Below are 17,118 nucleotides of genomic sequence, written 5' to 3'. Positions count from 1 at the left end.
TGCGTCATTCCGCAACGAAGAAACCCCAAGGAGACCCTTATGACCGACCTCGACCGGCATGCGCCCCTCGTCACCGGGCTGTTCCCGGACCTGGCTTCCGCGGAGCAGGCCTACCAGGAACTTTCCGCACGCGGCTACAGCAATAGCGACATCAACGTCGTCATGGCCGACGAGACCCGCAAGCGCTATTTCCCGGACGGCGACAGCGCCGGGACCGGGCTCGGCACCAAGGCGGCCGACGGCGCCAGGATCGGCGCGGGCATCGGCGGAACGCTGGGCGCGATCGTGGCGGCCGTGGCGGCGGTCGGCACATCGCTGGTGCTGCCGGGCGTCGGCCTGGTCATCGCCGGCCCGCTGGCCGCGGCGCTGCTGGGCGCCGGCGCCGGCGGCGCAGCCGGCGGACTGATGGGCGGACTGGTCGGCTGGGGCATACCTGCAAAAACCGTGGAGCGCTACGAGCAGGGCATCAGGGAGGGCGGCATCCTGATCGCTTTCAGGCCGCGAAACGAGGACGACGCGCGGTATTTCAGCAGCCGCTGGAGGAACACGGCCGAAGCGGCCGCCCCGCGTGGAGTGGAGGAGCGGGTCGAAGCGCCGCCGGTTGCGGGACCGTCGCCCGCCGCGATGCCTGCGCCGGCTGCAGCTCCGTCGACCGTTGCAAGACCCGCGGCGGTTGCGCCAATTTCGCCGGCGGCGACGCCTGCGCCGGTTGAAAGGGTTGCGCCAGTTGCATCTGCTATATCTGCTGCACCGTCTGCAACGCCCGCACAGGTTGCAGCGCGCACGCCAGTTGCACCTCGGTCACCGCTCCCACCCGCTACCCATGCTGCAACGTCCTCGCCGGCTGGAACTGCGCCGCCCCCCCTTGCGGACTCTTCACCAGCCACAACGCCTTCAACGGTTCCAAGAACTTCATCCACCATGACGTCCGTGCCGGCCTCGCCGCCTGCCGCCATCGGCAGCATGGGCGTGGCCCCATCCGTAGAAATTCCCGCGATCGGTAACCAGGCGAAACCCGCAACTGGCCAGGCCGGCCTGGATGCCGCGCCTGGTTTGTCCGGTGCCGGCAAGCCTCCTGCCGGCGAAGGCGCGACATCGCGGCCGCAACAGGAAAGCAGCGCGCCCCGGACCGCCGCGCAGGCCGCGGCGGAATCCGCCTACCCGGCATTCACGGAACAAATCTTCGAAGTGCGGCAGATGGCGGAAAAGGCGGTGATCGGCAAGACCGTGCGCGTCGTCGAGGAAGTAATCATCGGCAAGACTGCGACCGTGGCGACCCGGCAGATCAGCGGAACGGTCCGCAAGACCGTGATTGAAACGGAGCAGGCAGGGCGGGAGCCGTCCGCCACGGACTTCCGCGGCGACTTCCAGGCGCGCTTTGCCGGTTCCGGCCGCGCCTACGAGGACATCGCGCCTGCTTACCGCTATGGCGCGGCGTTAGGCTCCGACCCGCGACACCGCGGCCGGACCTGGGACGAGATCGAGTCCGGCGCGCGCAGCGGCTGGCAGGCGCGCTATCCGGGCAGCGCCTGGCAGGACATGAAGGCCGCGATCCGCCATGGCTGGGACAGCATGCGGGGCAGCCGCTAGCCGGCGTCGGAAGCGTCGTCCCTGCCAGCGCGGTCGAGCTTTTTCGCGACCGGGCTGGGGCGCAGCCGGAAGGCGTCCGGCATGCCGGAACCGAGCAGCGGGCGCAGGTAGAGCCGGAACGCGTCGGTGATCCCGGTGCCGGCTTCGTCGATGAATTCGTCTTCCATCACCCGGGTCTTGCCGGCGACGGCATCGAGCGGCAGCAGGTCGTAGTCGACCGAGTAGAAGCCGGTGCGCCGGATCGCCACCGAGCCGTCGCTTGCGCCCCACATGCCGAACTGCACCGCTTTCTCACCCACTTCGCGCGCCTCGCGCTGGTCGACATCCGACACGCAGCCGATGAACGAGCGCTGCAGGTAGCCGAAGGTGTCGCCGCGCACCCGCCTGATCTTCAGCTTGGACTTGATTTCCTCGCACAGCAGGTCGGCCAGCGCGCCGGTGCCGGACAATTGCACATTGCCATGCGCATCATGTTCGAGGTCCTTTGCGAGCAGGCTGGCGATCGGCGCGCCGGAGGCGTCGTGTATGCCCTCGGATACCGCGATCACGCAGCGCCCGTATTTTTCGTACGCGGCCTTGACGTCGGCCAGGAAACGGTCGAGCACAAAGGTGCGTTCCGGGAGGTAGATCAGGTGCGGGCCGTCGTCCGGAAACTTCTTGCCCAGCGCCGAAGCGGCGGTCAGGAAACCGGCATGGCGGCCCATCACCACGCCGACATAGATGCCGGGCAATGCCGCATTGTCCAGGTTGGCCCCGGCGAATGCCTGTGCGACGAAACGGGCGGCCGACGGGAAGCCGGGCGTATGGTCGTTGCCGACCAGGTCGTTGTCGATGGTTTTCGGGACATGGATGCAGCGCAGCGGGTAGCCGGCCTTCTGCGCTTCCAGGCTGACGATGCGCACCGTGTCCGATGAATCGTTGCCGCCGATGTAGAAGAAATGCCCGATGGCATGCGCGCGCAGCACCTGGAAGATTTCCTGGCAATACCTGAGGTCGGGCTTGTCGCGAGTCGAGCCGAGCGCCGAGGACGGCGTCGCGGCGACCAGCTCGAGGTTGTGGCTGGTTTCCTGCGACAGGTCGACGAAGTCCTCGTCGACAATGCCGCGCACCCCGTGCCGGGCGCCATAGACCCGTTCGATGCCGTGGAAGCGCCGGGCCTCGAGCGCGACGCCGACCATGGACTGGTTGATCACCGCGGTCGGACCGCCCCCTTGCGCGACCAGAATTTTTCCGGAACTCATAGGTCAGCTTCCCGTGCGTGGTTGGACACCCAGCCATCATCTGCCAAAAGCCACGATCCGTCCACGATGCGGCAATGCAAGCCAGTCCGCCGGTCACCGCCAGCCGCGGCCGCCGGAAAGCAGTAATCCAGTGTGCTCCCGATGCGCCCGGGCCGTGGTGCGGCCGCGGGCCGGGATTAGCCTTACTTGGCTGCGGTGGACTCGCACTTCTTCATGAACGATGCCTTGGCAGCGCCGGCCAGCGGCTTGCCGTCCTTGCTGACAGCCTTGGTTTCGCAGCTGGCCGCCGCGCTGGCGCCGCCTTCGCATTTCTTGATGAACGAGGCCTTGGCCGCTCCGCTCAGCGGCTTGCCGCTTTTCGACACCGCCTGCGCTTCGCAGCTGCTGGCGGCAGGCGCGGCAGTTGCGGCCTTGGCCGGTGCGGCGGCCGGCGCGGCTGCCTGCGCATGGGCCAGGGATATGGAAAAAAGGGTGGCGCCGAGTACCGCAACGATCTGTTTCATCATGATATTTGTTCTCCTGAAGGTAGTTGACGGGTTCAAGCCCATCCGATTAACGCACAAGAGATTTATTAGTTGACAACAGACACCTCGGGCTGCCCCGACGCTTGACGCCCGGTGCCTGCCACTTGCCACTTGCCACTTGCCACTTGCCACTTGCCACCTGATGCCTGTGCGTCAGCGCGCCAGGCCTGCCCTACAGGGCCCGCGCAATGACTTCCTTCATGATTTCATTGGCGCCGCCATAGATGCGCTGTATCCGGGCGTCGACATACATCCGCCCGATCAGGTACTCGTTCATGTAGCCGTAGCCGCCGAACAATTGCAGGCAGTCGTCGATGACCCGGTTCTGCAGGTCGCTGGTCCAGTACTTGACCATGGACGCGGACGCCGTATCGAGCCTGCCGGCCACCAGGTCCTCGACGCAGCGGTCGACGAACACCCGCGCCACCTTCACGCTGGTGGCGATTTCGGCGAGCTTGAAGCGGGTGTTCTGGAAGTCGGCCAGCGGCTGGCCGAATGCCTCGCGCTCGCGGGTGTAGCGCAGCGTCGCCTCATACGCGCCTTCCATCGCGGCCACGGCGCTGACGCCTATCATGGTCCGCTCGTACGGCAGGTCGCCCATCAGCTGGTAGAAGCCGCGGCCCTCGTCGCCGCCCAGCACCGCGTCCGGCCCAAGCTGCACATTGTCGAAGAACAGCTCGGTGGTGTCCTGCGCCTTCATGCCTATCTTGTCGAGCAGGCGGCCGACGCTGTAGCCCGGCCGCTCCGCGGTCTCGACGATCATGATGGACATGCCCTTCGCCTTTTGCGCCGGGTCGGTACGGGCCACGACCAGCACCAGGCCGGCCAGGTAGCCGTTGGTGATGAAGGTCTTGGCGCCGTTGAGCAGGTAGCCTGCGTCGTTGCGCGCGGCGGTCGTGCGTATGCCCTGCAGGTCGGAGCCTGCGCCCGGCTCCGTCATCGCGATGGCGCCGACCAGTTCGCCCCGCGCCATCGGCGGCAAATAGCGCTGCTTCTGCGCCTCGGTGCCGTGGTTCAGCAGGTAATGCGCGACGATGCTGTGCACCGACGCATTCATGCCGGTCAGGCTGCGGCGCGCCATTTCCTCGTAGAACACCGCCTCGTGCCGGAAATCCCCGCCGCCGCCGCCGTACTGCTCGGGAATGTCGGCGCACAGCAGGCCGAGTTCGCCGGCCCGGCGCCAGAGCGCGTGGCCGACATGGCCACGCTTGCGGGCCGCCTCGTCCTGCGGCGCCATCTCGCTGTCGATGAAGCGGATCGCGGTGTCGCGCACCAGCGCCAGTTCCTCGTTCATCCACGACGGGCTGAAGTCGATCGCCATGCTTGCTGTCTCCTGATTTTCTTGTGTTCTTATGGTGGCCGGGACGCGCCGCCGTCACAGCAGCGCGTCGATAGGCAGCAAGGATAGCAGCCAGACCAGGAAACGCTGCCAGCCCGTGGTGCCCGGTTCGGTCGCATATTGCAGCGGCGGCCCTGCCGGCTGCTTTTCGGTCCAGAGCAGCCTGCCGCCGCTGCCCAGCGTCACCCGGTAGGCATCGTCCGGCACGCGCTGCTCGAAGGTGTCATGCACCCTCCGCGCCAGCGTCGGGCTGTCGATCACGAAGCCCATCTCGGTGTTCAGCGTGGCCGAGCGCGGGTCGAAATTGAAGGAGCCGACGAACACCCGGGCATCGTCGACCGCGAAGGTCTTTGCATGCAGGCTGGACGCCGACGAACTCCCCATGCTGAAACGCGGCTGCTCGTTCCAGATGCCGGGTGCGAGCCGCCGCAGCTCGTACAGCGTCACGCCGGCATCCAGCAGCTCGACCCTGCGCTTCGCGTAGCCCGCATGCACGGCGGCGACGTCGGTCGCTTCCAGCGAATTGGTCAGGATCTCGACCCGCATGCCCTGCTCGGCCCAGCCGGCCAGCATGTCGACCGCCTCGGCCGACGGCACGAAGTACGGCGACACCAGGCTGACGCGGGTCGACGGCTCGCCGACCACGGCCTTCAGCATTTCCTTCACCAGCGACTGCGGCGGCGCCTGGCCGAGGCCCTTGGCCGGATCGTCGCTGACCATCCGCGTCGGCGCCCATTCGACCGGCAGCCTGGCTTCCATCAGCTGGTGCACGAACGGCGAATCGCGCAGCGCGCGGGTGTAGGCATTGGCCGCGTCCTGCTGCATCATCGCCTGGTGCTCGATCGCGAGCCCGGCCAGCACGCCGGGGTCGCCGGGGGGCAGCAGCAGGCGCACCGGGTAGGACGACTGGCTGCGCCAGTACTGGTCGAAGCTGGCGGAAACGTCGCGCACCACCGGTCCCGCGGCCATCACGTCGACGTCGGTAAACAAGACGCCGTTGGCCGCGCCGAAATACTCGTCGCCGACGTTGCGCCCGCCGACGATGGTGACCTGGTTGTCCGCGGTGAAGGACTTGTTGTGCATGCGCCGGTTGGCGCGGCTGAAGTCGGTCAGGTAGCCCAGCCAGCGCGGCGACCGCAGCACGAAGGGGTTGAACAGCCGCACCTCGATATTGGGATGGCCGTCGAGCGCCGCCAGCACCGGGTCCAGCCCGGAGGTATTGTTATCGTCCAGCAGCAGCCGCACCCGCACGCCGCGGTCGGCCGCGGTGCGCAGCATGTCGAACAGCAGCGTGCCGGTCAGGTCCTTGTGCCAGATGTAGTACTGGACGTCGAGGCTGCGCTGGGCGACCTGCGCCAGGTGCGCGCGCGCGGCGAACGCGTCGCGCGCGTCGAGCAGCGGATAGACCGCGGACTGGCCCGGGTGCTCGGCCGTCATCGGCTCCAGCACCTTGCCCAGCGCGGTGTCCCGGGTGTCGACGAAGGCGCTCGACACGCTGCGGCCCTGCAGCGGCGGCAGGGTGGTGCAGGCCGCGGAAAGCAGCATGCAGCATGGCAGGAGGCAGCGCGCCAGGCGATGCAGGTGACGTAGGAAGCCGGCCATGTCGGGCGCGGCCTCTCGGGCCGCGCATCAAGTCGGAAGGATGGTCAGCCTATCACGGCTTGGCGGTTTCGAGCGCCGGCTTGTCCGCGCCGGACACCGACTGCGGCGCGGCGGTGGAATTGGCGGCGCCGGCCATGCAGGTCTTCAGGAACGCCTTGCGCTCGGCGCGCTTGATGCCCTGCGCCTTGGCCTCGCTGTTGCAGCGAGCGGTCAGTTTCGGGTCGGGCGTCCCGCCGGTTCCGCTCGTGCCGGCGGTGGCCGGCGCGGCGGTATGGGCGGCGGCGAGGACGGCGCCGCTGCTCAGTGCAGCCAGCAGCATCACGGTCGACCTGATCATTGATTTTTTCATCGGTGATTCCTTTCGTTTGCGCAGCCTGGAGGCTGCCGGAACCCCAGCCTTACGGTAACCGGGTCCCGTGTCAAGCCGATCGGCCAGTTCGACTGAGGCCGGGCAATGCCCGGCCTGTTTTCCGTTGGATACTGCTGTTTTGCAGTGCCGGGCCGATGCTGGCCAACCATGCGCGAAGACGGCCCGTCCTCCGGTCAAGGGTGCCGAATCTCAACGAAGTGATGAACGCCGGACTCCCAGCCGACCTGGATAGCATGCCCGCCGGATAAGGTTGCCGGACGCCGCGACAGTGAACGGCGCGCCGGACAAATGATGCGCCGGACGCGGCGCCAGGGTGCATGATGGCGGGCATTGTAAAAGTCCGGCGGCTGGCCGACACTTCGTCCACCGGCCAGCCAGGCCGCGCCATGCCTTCATCGTCATAATGAAGTAATAAACAAGTGATTAAACAGGAGACCTGCATGAACACCACCGACCGCTATCCCGTCGCCGAACTGGACAACCTGCCGGACGACATCCGCGCGCAGATCCTGGAAGTCCAGGAAAAGTCCGGCTTCGTGCCCAACGTCTTCATCAAGCTGGCGCGCCGCCCGGATGAATACCGCGCTTTCTTCGCCTACCATGACGCGCTGATGCTGCGCGAAGGTGGCCTCAGCAAGGGGGAAAAGGAAATGATCGTGGTCGCCACCAGCGCGGCCAGCCAGTGCCTGTACTGCGTTGTGGCGCACGGCGCGCTGCTGCGCATCTTCGAGAAAAACCCGCTGATCGCCGACCAGGTGGCGACCAACTACCGGAAGGCGGCGATCACGCCGCGCCAGCGCGCGATGCTGGACTTTGCGCTGAAGGTGTCCGGCGCGTCGCACACGGTGGACGACAGCGACTTCGCCGCGCTGCACGAGCATGGCTTCAATGACGAGGACATCTGGGACATCGGCGCGATCGCCGCGTTCTTTGCCTTGTCGAACCGGATGGCGAACATGGCCGGGATGGCGCCAAACCCGGAGTTCTACCTGATGGGCCGCATCCCGCGCGAGAAGAAGCCGGGATGAGCCGCGCCGACGCTGCGCCGGCCGATCCGTGGCCTTCGCTTATTTCGCCCGGTCCGGCAGCATCGCGGCGACGCGCTCGGCGGTGATGACGCCGGAATAGGCGCGCACCTGCCCGCTGCCGTCGAACCAGTAGCTGCGCGGCATTTCGCCGCGCCATTTCGGGTCGATCGCGTGACGCAGCTGGTCGGCCGGCGCCGGGCCGAACGCCCAGGTTTCCGCCTGCAGGCCGGACTTCGCCAGCTTGCGCCCGATCAGCGCCGTCGCCTCGGCGTCGTCCGCCGGGTCGGTCGCGATGGTAACCACTTTCGCGCCGCGCCGCTGGGCCTGCTTCAGCGCCTCGAAGCTCGGCTCGCAATAGCTGCAATCCAGCGACCAGACCATGACGACCTGCGGCTTGCCCCGGGCGCCGGCCGCGATCTGCGCGAAGCTGTCGGGGCCGAACGACTTGATCGCGGTGTCGGCTGCGCCGGCCAGCGGGGCGAGCAATGCCGCGGCCAAGCAGAACGCGGCGCGCTTCATGCCTTGTCCCCGCTTATTGGCGACACGCGTATGCCCTCGTTGGCCGTGCGCCATGCGAGCAGGATGCCGGACGGCGCATCGATCAGGTAGGGCTTGCCGGAATCGCCGTCGGTGCGGGCCAGCGCCAGTTCGCGCCATGTCGCGCCGCCGTCGCCGGAAAGCCGGCCCAGCACCGCGGTCGCCGTGCCGTCGAACTGTTTCCATGCGACGGCGACCTGCCTGCCGCGCACCGCGATGTCGGCCTGCGCCGCCTGGGCATTGCCGAGTGGCACGGGGGCAGGCCGCGAGCCGTCCGGGGCGAACGCGGCATACTGGACACCGCCGCCGACGCCTTCCTTGCCATTGAACCAGACCTGGTGCCGCGTGCCGTCGGCCGCATACGCATGCGCCGGTCCCTGGTGCGGGCAGGCGTCGATGCGCCAGTCGTCGAAGCTGGCGCGCACCAGCGGCGAGGCGCTGCCGCCCGCGCCCAGCACCGATAGTGCATGGTCGCGGATGTTGGGCGCGAACACGTGCCGCCACAGGGCCACCGGCCTGCCCTGCCGGTCCAGCGCCAGGCCGATCCGGCAGCATTCGCAGGAATGGTCGGCCACCTTGTAGTCGCCCTTGAAATGTGCGCCGGCGTCGTCCGACACCGCGTAGTAGACGGCCGAGCCGGCATAGCGTTCGCCCCGCGCCTTCGCGGCGTCGGCGTCGCGGCCGTCGATCCACGCGATGAAGATGCGGCCGTCGCCGTCGACGATCATCGACTCGAAGCTGTGCGTGGTCACTGCGCGGTGCGCATGGACGGTGACGGGCGCGGAAAACGTGCGGCCGCCGTCGGTGGAGCGGATGAAGCGGATGTCGCCGACGTGGGGCCTGGCGATCGGCTTGGTGTAGGCAATGAAGATCTCGCCCTGGCGTCCGAACGCGATCTTGGGACGGGACTCGCCGCTGGCGGTGATTGCCTCGGACGACAGCTGCCGCGCCGCCGACCAGCTGCGCCCGTTGTCGCTGGAAGACTGCAGCGCGAGGAAGGCGCCCTCGCCGGCGCCCTGGCGGGACGCGACCCAGATCGTGCCGGCCGCATCGACCGCCGCCGAGATGCCGAGTTCGGCGCGCTTGCCGCCGCCGTGCTGGTGCTGTGCCCAGGTCGGCAGCGCCGTCGCGGCCACGCCGGCCGCCGCCGCGAGCAGCAGGCGGCGCCGGCCTGGCCGGGCTTGGTCGCTGTGCATGATGAATTCCTTATCCAGTTCGAAATTGCTTGGTAAGGATGAATTGTATAGGCCATTCCGGCGGCATGTGGCGGCGGGCCGGTCGCCGGGGCGCTATGCCACGCTGCCGGCGCGCTTCTGGCGCAGGATTTCCTCCTCGACGTCGCGCAGCTTGTCCTTGCCGAAGTACAGTTCGTCGCCCACCAGGAAGCTCGGCGAGCCGAACGCGCCCTGCTCGAAGGCGCGCTGCGTATTGGCGAGCAGTTCCGCCTTGACCGCGGGGTCCTGGGCCATCGCCATCAGCGCCGCGGCATCCAGCCCGGCGGACGTCAGCGCGGCCGAAATCACCTCGGGCTCGTCCATCTTCAGGCCCTGCTCCCACATCGCCGAGAACACCGCATCGACATAGCGCTCGAACACGTCGAGTCGCCTGGCGGCCACCGCGCCGCGCATGATCTGCAGCGTGTTGACGGGAAAGAAGGGATTGCGGCGATACGCTTCCAGCCCGTGCCGCTGCACGAAGCGCCGCAGTTCCAGCGCCTCGTATTCCGGCTTGTTGCTGATGCCGGCCATCGACTCCGCCGGCGAACGGTTGTTGGCCAGCTTGAACAGGCCGCCCAGCAGCACCGGCACATAGTCGACGTCGACGCCGCAGCGCTGCGCAATGCCGGGCAATACCTTGTGGCTGAGATAGGCGTTCGGACTGCCGAAGTCGAACAGGAATTGCAGGTGGGGTTCGCTCATGATCGCTCCAGGAAAAAATGCTGCCGGTGTGCACGCAACGCGTGCATTGCGCGCCGGGCCGCCCGGCGCGCTCCTCCAACCTCTCCGTTCATGCGCCGCGTCCGGCCTGCGCCTCGACCGTGCGGACCAGGTCCAGCAGCAGCGGCCGGATTTCAGACAGCATCTTTTCCGCCGGATACAGGTCCGCCACGCCGGCGACGCTGACCACCATGCGCGGCGCTGCCGAACCCAGCGCCAGCGGCGCGGCGATGCCGTTGATCTGGCCGACCCAGCTGCCCATGGCCGAGCAGCACCCGGTCGCCGCGTATTCGGCCAGCGCCGCCTCGATCCCGGGCTCGATGGTGAGCCAGGCATGTTCGTCCAGGTTGCGGATGCGTTCCAGCAGCCCGGCCCGCTCGCTGGCCGGCATGCCGGCCAGGCAGGCGCGGCCGCCAGCGGTGGTCGCCAGCGGAATGCGCGAGCCGATTCCGAGGTTCAGCGTCACCAGCGACTGGCCGCGAAAGGTTTCCAGGTAAAGGATCGAGAGCTGGTCGCGGATCGCAAGCGCGACCTGCGCGCCGGTTTCGGCAGCCAGCGTCCGCATCAGCGGCCGGGCGATGTCGCGCGCGTCGCCCTGCTCGTTCGGCGCCGCGTTCAAGGCCAGCATCGACGGCCCCAGCCGGTATTTTCCATTGTCCCGGCTGTATTTCAGGTAATCCAGCGTGCTCAGGGTATGGATCAGGCGGGTCACGGTCGATTTTGGCAGGCCGGACATCTGGGCCACCTCGCCCGCACCCAGCGCCGCCTGACTGCGGCTGAAGCAGCGCAGCACGTCCAGCCCGCGCGCCAGCGCCGTCACGAAATCGCGGTCCACGGGTTCGGCGCCCGGAGCATCGCGGTCGACCGGCTCTTCAGGTGGGTCGGCGGGTGCGTCGGCGTCGCGTAGTGCGGTTTTCACTGTCATGTTCAGGGATGCGGGCTGATCTTGCCGTATGTGGATATGCGGTTCAATGTACCGCCAAGCGGTAACTCGGTCAAGTAGAGGATCGGATTTTCGATTGACTTCCGAGTTGATCGCGGACTAGCATTGCATTATTGCGGTTTTCTAATCCGCTATGCGGTTCAACATATTGACGGAGGCAACATGGACGGAAAAAAAACGGTCCTCGTGATCGGCGCGGGCGATGCCACCGGCGGCGAGATCGCCAGGCGATTTGCCCGCGAGGGTTACATTGCCTGCGTTACCCGGCGCGACGAGGAAAAGCTCAAGCCGCTGGTCGACCAGATCCGGGCCGAGGGCGGCGAAGCCTACGGCTTCGGCTCGGACGCCCGCAAGGAAGACGCGATGGTTGCGCTCTTCGCGCACATCGAAAAGGAAATCGCGCCCATCCACGTCGCGATATTCAATATCGGCGCCAATGTGCGCTTCGACATCACCGACACGACCGCCCGCGTCTACTTCAAGGTCTGGGAAATGGCCTGCTTCGCCGGTTTCCTGATGGGGCGCGAGGCCGCCCGCGTGATGCTGCCGCGCGGCCACGGCTCGATCTTCTTTACCGGCGCGACCGCCAGCCTGCGCGGCCGTGCCGGCTTTGCCGCCTTCTCCGGCGCCAAGCACGCGCTGCGGGCGCTGGCGCAGTCGATGGCGCGCGAACTCGGCCCGAAGGGGATCCACGTAGCCCATCCGATCATCGACGGCGCAATCGACACCGCATTCATCCGCGAAAACTTCCCGGAACGCTACGCGTTGAAGGACCAGGACGGCATCGTCGACCCCAGGCACATCGCCGATACCTACTGGATGCTGCACCAGCAGCCGCGTTCCGCCTGGACGCACGAACTCGACATCCGGCCCTGGATGGAAGCATGGTGATGCCGGGACAAAGCTGATAATGTTGGCGGCCAGCCATCGCTGCCAGCGATGCAGGCTGCACCGGGCGAGGCGCCGGCGCATCGACAGACCCTCTACAAGAAGGCAGGACAACATGAAAACCAGAATCACCGAATTGTTCGGCATCGAACGTCCGATCATCCAGGGCGGCATGCATTACGTCGGCTTTGCCGAACTCGCCGCCGCCGTGTCGAATGCCGGCGGCCTCGGCATCATCACCGCGCTGACCCAGCCCAGCCCGGCGCGCCTGGCCGCGGAAATCGCGAAGGCGCACACGATGACCAGCAAGCCGTTCGGCGTCAACCTGACCTTCCTGCCGGCCGTCAACTCGCCGGACTATCCCGGCTACATCGACGCGATCATCGAAGGCGGCGTCAAGATCGTCGAGACCGCCGGCAACAATCCGCAGAAATGGATGCCGAGGCTGAAGGAAAACGGCATCAAGGTGATCCACAAGTGCACCGCGGTCCGGCATGCGCTGAAGGCGGAGTCGATCGGCTGTGACGCGGTCAGCGTCGACGGCTTCGAATGCGGCGGGCATCCGGGCGAGGATGACGTGCCCAACATGATCCTGCTGCCGCGCGCGGCCGAGGCGCTGACCATACCGTTCGTGGCCTCCGGCGGCATGGCCGACGGCCGCTCGCTGGTGGCGGCGCTCGCGCTGGGCGCCGAGGGCATGAACATGGGCACCCGCTTCATCGCGACCAAGGAGGCGCCGGTCCACCAGAACGTCAAGGACGCGATCGTCAAGGCCAGCGAACTCGACACCCGGCTGATCATGCGCTCGCTGCGCAATACCGAGCGCGTGCTGGCGAATGCCGGCGTGGAGCGCGTGCTGGAAAAGGAACGCGCGCTGGGCGCCGCGCTGACGTTCGAGGACATCCGCGCCGAGGTGGCCGGAATCTACCCGCGGGTGATGCAGCAGGGCGAGGCCGAACTGGGCGCGTGGAGCTGCGGCATGGTCGCCGGCCTGATCAACGACGTGCCGACCGTGCAGGAGCTGATGGACCGGATCATGGCGGAAGCCGAAACGCTGATCAGGCAGCGGCTGATGGGCCTGCTGGGCTGAGCGACACGGGCGGCGGGAATGCGGCACGCAGGGGCGCGCTAAAGTAATCGGCAAAGCCGCCGTAATTGCAGGGTCAGCGGCGACCATGCCGCCATATCCACCCTTCCCGCCCTGGTGCCCATGCTCAAAGCCCCGATTCCTGCCGATGAAGAAACACGCCTGGCGGCGCTGCGTGCGCTGCTGATCCTGGACACGCCGCCCGAGGAACGCTTCGACCGCATCGTCAGCTTCATGGCGACCGAGTTCGACGTTCCGATCGCGCTGATCACGCTGGTCGACCGCGACCGGGTCTGGTTCAAGTCGAAATTCGGCCTGACCGCCTGCGACGCGCCGCGGGACACGTCATTCTGCGGCCACGCCATCGTCGTGCCCGACCTGTTCGTGGTGCCGGACATGCTGAAGGACAGCCGTTTTTCCGACCACCCGATGGTGGCCGGCGAGCCGGGCCTGCGCACCTATGCGGGCGCGCCGCTGCGCCTGGCCTGCGGGCACGTGGCCGGCATGCTGTGCATGAACGACACCCGCGTGCGCGACTTCGACGCACTCGACCATGCGATCCTGTTCACGCTGCGGGACCTTGTGGTGGCCGAACTGGAAGGAGAACCTGCAGAAGCGGCAATGGAGCAGCGTCGTGCACAGGACTAATGCGCATCCGGGGCGCGGCGCGCAGCGCTTCCTGCTGGTCGAACAGTCGCTGGTGATGCGCCAGACCATCGCGCTGACCGCGGGCTCGCTGCGGATCGGCGAAGTCCACCAGTCGGGGTCGGTGGCGCTGGCCCTGCCGATGCTGGAAAGCACGCCGTTCGACGGCATCGTGATCGCGGTCGACCAGGATGGCGACGAGAAAGCCCGCGCCTTCGATTACGGCGTGCTGGAGCAGATCCGCGCCGGGCGCACCGCCAGCAAGGCGAACCTGCCGGTCATCGTGCTGACGTCGGCCTGCGATGCGACCTTCGTCACCGCCATGCGCGCGCTGCGCGTCGAGCGCATCCTGGTCAAGCCCTTCCGCGCGCGCACGCTGCTGGAAGCGCTGGCGGGGCTGACGGCGGGATGACGGGTTTCGCCGGCCGGCCGGCGCGAATGCCGGCCGGCCGCAAGGGTCGTCCCTTGCTCAACCGCTCACTTTCCCCAGCGCCCGCAGGATCTTCTCCGGCGTGAACGGCTGCGAGAACACCGCCGCATCCAGCGGCGCGAGCGCATCGTTGATCGCATTCATCAGCGCCGCCGGCGCGCCCGCGGTGCCCGCTTCGCCCGCGCCCTTCGCGCCCAGCGTCGAACTGGCCGTCGGCGTCTCGACGTGGGCGACGATAATGTCCGGCATCTCGCCCGACATCGGCACCAGGTAGTCGGCCATGCTGCCGTTCTGCATCTGGCCGCCGGCGTCGTACAGGCATTCCTCGTACAGCGCGCCGCCGATGCCCTGCACGATCGCGCCGCGCATCTGCTCGTCGACCAGCATCGGGTTCAGGATGCGGCCGCAGTCCTCGACCACCCAGTGCTTGAGCAGTTTGACGAAGCCGGTGTCGGTGTCGATCTCGACATAGGACGCTTGCACGCCGTTGGTGAAGATGAACGGAAAGTCGCGCTGCGCATAATGCCGGGTCACCATCAGCTCGGCGGCAAAGCCGGGCGGCAGCGTGTCCGGCCGGAAGTAGGCGATCCGGCCCAGTTCATGCAGCGGCATCAGGCTTTCCATCGTGTGGCTGTCGATGATCTCGTCGCGCCGCACGGCCAGGTCGCCCGGATCGCGCTGCAGGATCTGGCCGGCGGCGGCAAGGATGTTTTCCCGCAGCGCCATCGACGCCTGCAGGATCGCTTCGCCGCCGATGCCGGCGCCGCGAGAGGCCCAGGTGCCGCCGCCATACGGCGTCACGTCGGTGTCGCCGGTGATGATGCGCACCCGGTCGACGCTGACTCCGACCGCATCCGCCGCGATCTGGGTAAACACGCCCTCGGTGCCCTGCCCCTGCTCGCCGACGCCGACCATCACGGTCACGGTGCCGGTCGGCTCCAGGCGCACGGTCGCGCCGTCCTGCGCCGAGATGCGGGCGCCGCCGACGCCGTAGAATGCGGAACCGGGATTGGTCAGCTCGATCACCGTCGCAAAACCGATGCCGCGGTAGATGCCCCGCTCGCGCAATGCCGCCTGTTCGGCGCGCAGGGCCGGGTAGTCGATCAGCAGCTCGATCTTGCGCAGGCATTCCTCGTGCGACAGCACTTCCAGCCGGATGCCGGAGGCGCCGTTGCACGGGTAGGCGTCGTCGGGGATCACGTTGCGCTTGCGGATTTCCAGCGGGTCCATGCCGAGCTTCTTCGCGGCCAGGTCCACCAGGCCCTCGGTCACCGCGCAGGCGATCGGATGGCCGACGCCGCGGTACTGGCAGGTCGGCGTCTTGTTCTGGAACACCACGTCGAGATGGGCGCGGTAGTTCTGGTGCCGGTACGGGCCGCCCACCAGGTTGACCACCTGGTTGCCCTCGATCGCGCTGGTGCGCGGAAACATCGAGTACGGGCCGATGCCGGTCAGGTCGTCGATCTCGAACGCCGTGATCATGCCGCCGCGGTTGGCCGCAATGCGCGCCCTGACCCGGTGCTCGCGGGCATGGATGTCGCTGGTGAAGGATTCGAGCCGGTCGGCCACGAACTTCACCGGGCGCTTGAGCAGGATGGCCATGGCCACCGTCGCGAAGTCGTCCGGGTACGCATGCACCTTGATGCCGAAGGAGCCGCCGACGTCCTTGCAGATCACCCGCACCGACGACTCCGGCAGGTCGAACTGGCGCGCATACAGGTCCTGCATCATGTGCGGCGCCTGCTGCGAATGGTAGACCGTCAGCCGCCGGTCGCCCGGGTTCCAGTCGGCCACCTGGGAGCGCGGCTCCAGCGGCACGCCGGTATGGCGGCCGAAGTGGAACACCGCCTCGGCGACGACATCGGCGTCGGCGAATGCCTGGTCGACATTGCCGACATCGAGGCTGCGGGTGAAGCACAGGTTGTCGCCCAGCTCCGGGTGAATGACCGGCGTGGCCGCGTCGAGCGCGCTTTCCATCTGCACCACCGCCGGCAGCTCTTCCCACTCGACCTGCAGGTACTGCAGCGCATCCTCGGCCTGCGACCGGGTCTCGGCGACGACCGCGACCACCGGCTCGCCCTGCCAGCAGGCGCGCTCCACCGCCAGCGGGTATTGCGGCGCCGACTTCATGCCGGCGAGGTGGCCGAGGGTGGCGACCCAGGGCTTGCACAGGGTCGCCATCTGCTTGCCGTCGACCACGGCCAGCACGCCGGGCATCATCCGTGCATAGCTGCCGTCGACCGAGAGGATGCGCGCATGCGCGACCGGCGAACGCCAGAACACCACGTGGGCCATGCGTCCGAAGCGCAGGTCGTCGACATAGGCGCCGCGGCCCTCGGTCAGGCGGCGCGCGCCGCTGCGCGGCACGCTCTGGCCGATGTAGCGCGGGTCGTCGGTCAGCGGCGACAGGCCGGTCGGGATTTTTTCGGGCGCGTTCATGCGGCGACTCCCTTGTCATCGCGGACACCCGCATCGCGGCGGTCGGCCAGCACGTCGCAGATCGCGTCGACGATGGCCTGGTAGCCGGTGCAGCGGCAATAATTTCCCGAGATCCACTGGCGCACCTGCTCGCGGCTGGCGTCCGGCTGGGTGTCGATCAGTTCCGACGCCGCCATCAGCATGCCCGAGGTGCAATAGCCGCATTGCAGCGCATTGCGGTTCAGGAAAGCCTGCTGCAGGTCGCGCATCGCGCCGGACTCCGACAGCCCCTCGATGGTCTGGACCGACTTGCCGTCCGCCTGCACCGCGAGCACCAGGCAGCCGCGCACGATCGCGCCGTCCAGCTTCACGGTGCAGGCGCCGCAGACGCCGTGCTCGCAGCCGAGGTGCGAGCCGGTCAGGTCCAGCTCCTCGCGCAGGAAATCCACCAGGTGCTGGCGTGGCCGCACCTCGTGCCGCCGGTACTGGCCGTTCACGGTGAGATGTATGGTCTTGGTGTCCGACATGGTTGCGTCCTC

17 protein-coding genes are annotated in these 17,118 nt (G+C 67.8%); 6 read left to right on the top strand and 11 right to left on the bottom strand.

The window, feature by feature from the left end:
* Nucleotides 1-39 precede the first annotated feature (39 nt).
* A complete protein-coding gene (locus QOL82_RS13250; RefSeq protein ID WP_283442754.1) occupies nucleotides 40-1,590 on the top strand; it encodes a DUF2382 domain-containing protein in 1,551 nt (516 codons plus the stop codon).
* Here the strand turns inward: QOL82_RS13250 and QOL82_RS13245 are convergent.
* The 5 genes from QOL82_RS13245 to QOL82_RS13225 form a co-directional block, all read right to left on the bottom strand.
* On the bottom strand, nucleotides 1,587-2,831 hold the full coding sequence (locus QOL82_RS13245) for a 6-phosphofructokinase (protein ID WP_283442753.1): 1,245 nt from the start codon (nucleotides 2,829-2,831) through the stop codon (nucleotides 1,587-1,589). The two genes, QOL82_RS13250 and QOL82_RS13245, sit on opposite strands and share 4 nt — an antisense overlap.
* Before the next feature lie 182 nt (nucleotides 2,832-3,013).
* Nucleotides 3,014-3,337 carry a hypothetical protein gene (locus QOL82_RS13240; RefSeq protein ID WP_430438478.1) on the bottom strand — a complete coding sequence of 108 codons (324 nt, stop codon included), beginning with the start codon at nucleotides 3,335-3,337 and terminating at the stop codon, nucleotides 3,014-3,016.
* A gap of 190 nt (nucleotides 3,338-3,527) precedes the next feature.
* The gene (locus tag QOL82_RS13235) at nucleotides 3,528-4,676 is read right to left on the bottom strand and encodes an acyl-CoA dehydrogenase family protein (protein WP_283442752.1); all 1,149 of its coding nucleotides are present in this window, start codon (nucleotides 4,674-4,676) and stop codon (nucleotides 3,528-3,530) included.
* Nucleotides 4,677-4,730: 54 nt separating this feature from the next.
* Entirely contained in the window at nucleotides 4,731-6,296 is a 1,566-nt protein-coding gene (locus QOL82_RS13230; RefSeq protein ID WP_283442751.1) for a phospholipase D family protein, read from the bottom strand.
* Nucleotides 6,297-6,348: 52 nt separating this feature from the next.
* A complete protein-coding gene (locus QOL82_RS13225; protein ID WP_283442750.1) occupies nucleotides 6,349-6,645 on the bottom strand; it encodes a PsiF family protein in 297 nt (98 codons plus the stop codon).
* Nucleotides 6,646-7,106: 461 nt separating this feature from the next.
* Here QOL82_RS13225 and QOL82_RS13220 point away from each other — a divergent pair, with 461 nt between their 5' ends.
* The gene (locus QOL82_RS13220; protein WP_283442749.1) at nucleotides 7,107-7,694 is read left to right on the top strand and encodes a peroxidase-related enzyme; all 588 of its coding nucleotides are present in this window, start codon (nucleotides 7,107-7,109) and stop codon (nucleotides 7,692-7,694) included.
* Between the two features lie 39 nt (nucleotides 7,695-7,733).
* Here the strand turns inward: QOL82_RS13220 and QOL82_RS13215 are convergent, their stop codons facing one another.
* The 4 genes from QOL82_RS13215 to QOL82_RS13200 form a co-directional block, all read right to left on the bottom strand.
* The gene (locus tag QOL82_RS13215; protein WP_283442748.1) at nucleotides 7,734-8,213 is read right to left on the bottom strand and encodes a thioredoxin domain-containing protein; all 480 of its coding nucleotides are present in this window, start codon (nucleotides 8,211-8,213) and stop codon (nucleotides 7,734-7,736) included.
* Nucleotides 8,210-9,427 (bottom strand): sialidase family protein, encoded by a 1,218-nt coding sequence (locus tag QOL82_RS13210; RefSeq protein ID WP_283442747.1) that lies wholly within the window; start codon nucleotides 9,425-9,427, stop codon nucleotides 8,210-8,212. The genes QOL82_RS13215 and QOL82_RS13210 overlap by 4 nt, the downstream gene beginning before the upstream one ends.
* A 93-nt stretch (nucleotides 9,428-9,520) precedes the next feature.
* On the bottom strand, nucleotides 9,521-10,150 hold the full coding sequence (locus QOL82_RS13205) for a 2-hydroxychromene-2-carboxylate isomerase (RefSeq protein ID WP_283442746.1): 630 nt from the start codon (nucleotides 10,148-10,150) through the stop codon (nucleotides 9,521-9,523).
* Nucleotides 10,151-10,238: 88 nt separating this feature from the next.
* Nucleotides 10,239-11,087 carry an IclR family transcriptional regulator gene (locus QOL82_RS13200; RefSeq protein ID WP_283442745.1) on the bottom strand — a complete coding sequence of 283 codons (849 nt, stop codon included), beginning with the start codon at nucleotides 11,085-11,087 and terminating at the stop codon, nucleotides 10,239-10,241.
* Between the two features lie 186 nt (nucleotides 11,088-11,273).
* On the opposite strand from QOL82_RS13200, the gene QOL82_RS13195 reads away from it, so the two are divergent.
* The 4 genes from QOL82_RS13195 (at nucleotide 11,274) to QOL82_RS13180 (ending at nucleotide 14,143) form a co-directional block, all read left to right on the top strand.
* Entirely contained in the window at nucleotides 11,274-12,002 is a 729-nt protein-coding gene (locus QOL82_RS13195; RefSeq protein WP_283442744.1) for an SDR family oxidoreductase, read from the top strand.
* Between the two features lie 112 nt (nucleotides 12,003-12,114).
* Nucleotides 12,115-13,089, top strand: a complete 975-nt coding sequence (locus tag QOL82_RS13190) for an NAD(P)H-dependent flavin oxidoreductase (protein WP_283442743.1) — start codon at nucleotides 12,115-12,117, stop codon at nucleotides 13,087-13,089.
* Nucleotides 13,090-13,209: 120 nt separating this feature from the next.
* Nucleotides 13,210-13,734, top strand: a complete 525-nt coding sequence (locus tag QOL82_RS13185; RefSeq protein ID WP_283442742.1) for a GAF domain-containing protein — start codon at nucleotides 13,210-13,212, stop codon at nucleotides 13,732-13,734.
* The gene (locus tag QOL82_RS13180) at nucleotides 13,721-14,143 is read left to right on the top strand and encodes a response regulator (protein ID WP_283442741.1); all 423 of its coding nucleotides are present in this window, start codon (nucleotides 13,721-13,723) and stop codon (nucleotides 14,141-14,143) included. Before QOL82_RS13185 ends, QOL82_RS13180 begins: the two co-directional genes overlap by 14 nt.
* Nucleotides 14,144-14,200: 57 nt before the next feature.
* On the opposite strand, the gene QOL82_RS13175 is transcribed toward QOL82_RS13180, so the two are convergent.
* Both QOL82_RS13175 and QOL82_RS13170 read right to left on the bottom strand, forming a co-directional pair.
* Nucleotides 14,201-16,600 carry a xanthine dehydrogenase family protein molybdopterin-binding subunit gene (locus tag QOL82_RS13175; protein ID WP_283442740.1) on the bottom strand — a complete coding sequence of 800 codons (2,400 nt, stop codon included), beginning with the start codon at nucleotides 16,598-16,600 and terminating at the stop codon, nucleotides 14,201-14,203.
* On the bottom strand, nucleotides 16,597-17,106 hold the full coding sequence (locus QOL82_RS13170; RefSeq protein ID WP_283442739.1) for a (2Fe-2S)-binding protein: 510 nt from the start codon (nucleotides 17,104-17,106) through the stop codon (nucleotides 16,597-16,599). Before QOL82_RS13170 ends, QOL82_RS13175 begins: the two co-directional genes overlap by 4 nt.
* Nucleotides 17,107-17,118 lie beyond the last annotated feature (12 nt).

This window comes from Noviherbaspirillum suwonense (assembly GCF_900182955.1).
Classification (GTDB): Bacteria; Pseudomonadota; Gammaproteobacteria; order Burkholderiales; family Burkholderiaceae_D; genus Noviherbaspirillum_A; species Noviherbaspirillum_A suwonense.
This window is presented reverse-complemented; position numbering and strand designations above follow the sequence as displayed.

Bases quoted from the DNA above. Each gene is read 5' to 3' on its own strand.
- QOL82_RS13250 (WP_283442754.1), top strand. From the start codon at position 40: ATGACCGACCTCGACCGGCATGCGCCCCTCGTCACCGGGCTGTTCCCG.
- QOL82_RS13245 (WP_283442753.1), bottom strand. From the start codon at position 2,831: ATGAGTTCCGGAAAAATTCTGGTCGCGCAAGGGGGCGGTCCGACCGCG.
- QOL82_RS13240 (WP_430438478.1), bottom strand. From the start codon at position 3,337: ATGATGAAACAGATCGTTGCGGTACTCGGCGCCACCCTTTTTTCCATA.
- QOL82_RS13235 (WP_283442752.1), bottom strand. From the start codon at position 4,676: ATGGCGATCGACTTCAGCCCGTCGTGGATGAACGAGGAACTGGCGCTG.
- QOL82_RS13230 (WP_283442751.1), bottom strand. From the start codon at position 6,296: ATGGCCGGCTTCCTACGTCACCTGCATCGCCTGGCGCGCTGCCTCCTG.
- QOL82_RS13225 (WP_283442750.1), bottom strand. From the start codon at position 6,645: ATGAAAAAATCAATGATCAGGTCGACCGTGATGCTGCTGGCTGCACTG.
- QOL82_RS13220 (WP_283442749.1), top strand. From the start codon at position 7,107: ATGAACACCACCGACCGCTATCCCGTCGCCGAACTGGACAACCTGCCG.
- QOL82_RS13215 (WP_283442748.1), bottom strand. From the start codon at position 8,213: ATGAAGCGCGCCGCGTTCTGCTTGGCCGCGGCATTGCTCGCCCCGCTG.
- QOL82_RS13210 (WP_283442747.1), bottom strand. From the start codon at position 9,427: ATGCACAGCGACCAAGCCCGGCCAGGCCGGCGCCGCCTGCTGCTCGCG.
- QOL82_RS13205 (WP_283442746.1), bottom strand. From the start codon at position 10,150: ATGAGCGAACCCCACCTGCAATTCCTGTTCGACTTCGGCAGTCCGAAC.
- QOL82_RS13195 (WP_283442744.1), top strand. From the start codon at position 11,274: ATGGACGGAAAAAAAACGGTCCTCGTGATCGGCGCGGGCGATGCCACC.
- QOL82_RS13190 (WP_283442743.1), top strand. From the start codon at position 12,115: ATGAAAACCAGAATCACCGAATTGTTCGGCATCGAACGTCCGATCATC.
- QOL82_RS13185 (WP_283442742.1), top strand. From the start codon at position 13,210: ATGCTCAAAGCCCCGATTCCTGCCGATGAAGAAACACGCCTGGCGGCG.
- QOL82_RS13175 (WP_283442740.1), bottom strand. From the start codon at position 16,600: ATGAACGCGCCCGAAAAAATCCCGACCGGCCTGTCGCCGCTGACCGAC.
- QOL82_RS13170 (WP_283442739.1), bottom strand. From the start codon at position 17,106: ATGTCGGACACCAAGACCATACATCTCACCGTGAACGGCCAGTACCGG.